This window comes from Streptomyces sp. NPDC002787, assembly GCF_053592095.1.
Genome location: NZ_JBSFVC010000080.1, coordinates 1,654 through 3,840, shown reverse-complemented (window position 1 = coordinate 3,840; position 2,187 = coordinate 1,654). Strand labels below are relative to the sequence as shown.

At 57.3% G+C, this 2,187-nt stretch carries 1 rRNA gene (only partly in view); it reads right to left on the bottom strand.

The window, feature by feature from the left end:
- Positions 1-1,941: ribosomal RNA gene (locus ACWD26_RS43940) — 23S ribosomal RNA — on the bottom strand; it reaches 1,267 nt to the left of the window's first position.
- Between the last annotated feature and the right edge of the window lie 246 nt (positions 1,942-2,187).

The window sequence follows — 2,187 nt, the reverse complement described above, 5'->3', positions numbered from 1 at the left end:
ACGGATCACCAGGTGTGGCCCCCCTTCTCCCGAAGTTACGGGGGCATTTTGCCGAGTTCCTTAACCATAGTTCACCCGAACGCCTCGGTATTCTCTACCAGACCACCTGAGTCGGTTTAGGGTACGGGCCGCCATGAAACTCGCTAGAGGCTTTTCTCGACAGCATAGGATCATCCACTTCACCACAATCGGCTCGGCATCAGGTCTCAGACTATATGCCAGGCGGATTTACCTACCTGACGTCCTACACCCTTACCCCGGGACAACCACCGCCCGGGATGGACTACCTTCCTGCGTCACCCCATCACTCACCTACTGCAAGTCTGGTTCGTCGGCTCCACCACTCCCCTTCACCCGAAGGATCCGGGACGGCTTCACGGACTTAGCATCGCCTGGTTCAATGTTTGACGCTTCACAGCGGGTACCGGAATATCAACCGGTTATCCATCGACTACGCCTGTCGGCCTCGCCTTAGGTCCCGACTTACCCTGGGCAGATCAGCTTGACCCAGGAACCCTTGGTCAATCGGCGCAAACGTTTCTCACGTTTGTATCGCTACTCATGCCTGCATTCTCACTCGTCAACCGTCCACAACTCGCTTCCGCGGCTGCTTCACCCGGCAGACGACGCTCCCCTACCCATCCCAGCCCCCGTTGGGGGTATCTGCTGGAATGACACGACTTCGGCGGTACGCTTGAGCCCCGCTACATTGTCGGCGCGGAATCACTAGACCAGTGAGCTATTACGCACTCTTTCAAGGGTGGCTGCTTCTAAGCCAACCTCCTGGTTGTCTCTGCGACTCCACATCCTTTCCCACTTAGCGTACGCTTAGGGGCCTTAGTCGATGCTCTGGGCTGTTTCCCTCTCGACCATGGAGCTTATCCCCCACAGTCTCACTGCCGCGCTCTCACTTACCGGCATTCGGAGTTTGGCTAAGGTCAGTAACCCGGTAGGGCCCATCGCCTATCCAGTGCTCTACCTCCGGCAAGAAACACACGACGCTGCACCTAAATGCATTTCGGGGAGAACCAGCTATCACGGAGTTTGATTGGCCTTTCACCCCTAACCACAGGTCATCCCCCAGGTTTTCAACCCTGGTGGGTTCGGTCCTCCACGAAGTCTTACCTCCGCTTCAACCTGCCCATGGCTAGATCACTCCGCTTCGGGTCTTGAGCGTGCTACTAAAATCGCCCTATTCGGACTCGCTTTCGCTACGGCTACCCCACCCGGGTTAACCTCGCAACACACCGCAAACTCGCAGGCTCATTCTTCAAAAGGCACGCAGTCACGAGAACAAGGCAAGCCTTGCTCCGACGCTCCCACGGCTTGTAGGCACACGGTTTCAGGTACTATTTCACTCCGCTCCCGCGGTACTTTTCACCATTCCCTCACGGTACTATCCGCTATCGGTCACCAGGGAATATTTAGGCTTAGCGGGTGGTCCCGCCAGATTCACACGGGATTTCTCGGGCCCCGTGCTACTTGGGTGTCTCTCAAACGAGCCGCTGATGTTTCAGCTACGGGGGTCTTACCCTCTACGCCGGACCTTTCGCATGTCCTTCGCCTACATCAACGGTTTCTGACTCGCCTCACAGCCGGCAGACTGTGAAAGAGAGATCCCACAACCCCGTATACGCAACCCCTGCCGGGTCTCACACGCATACGGTTTGGCCTCATCCAGTTTCGCTCGCCACTACTCCCGGAATCACGGTTGTTTTCTCTTCCTGCGGGTACTGAGATGTTTCACTTCCCCGCGTTCCCTCCACTTGCCCTATGTGTTCAGGCAAGGGTGACAGCCCATGACGACTGCCGGGTTTCCCCATTCGGACACCCCCGGATCAAAGCCTGGTTGACGACTCCCCGGGGCCTATCGTGGCCTCCCACGTCCTTCATCGGTTCCTGGTGCCAAGGCATCCACCGTGCGCCCTTAAAAACTTGGCCACAGATGCTCGCGTCCACTGTGCAGTTCTCAAACAACGACCAACCACCCACCACCCCGAACCAACAGGTCCGAGTTCACTGGGGCCGGCACTGAAGGCAGCCATACGGCCATACCCTCAGACACCCAACAGCGTGCCCGACACGATCAGTTGATGAGCTTCGCGTTCCACGCCGAAGCAGTACTAACGCTCTCACCCATACCAACCGTGCCGAATAATCAACGTTCCACCCATGAGCTAACCACCG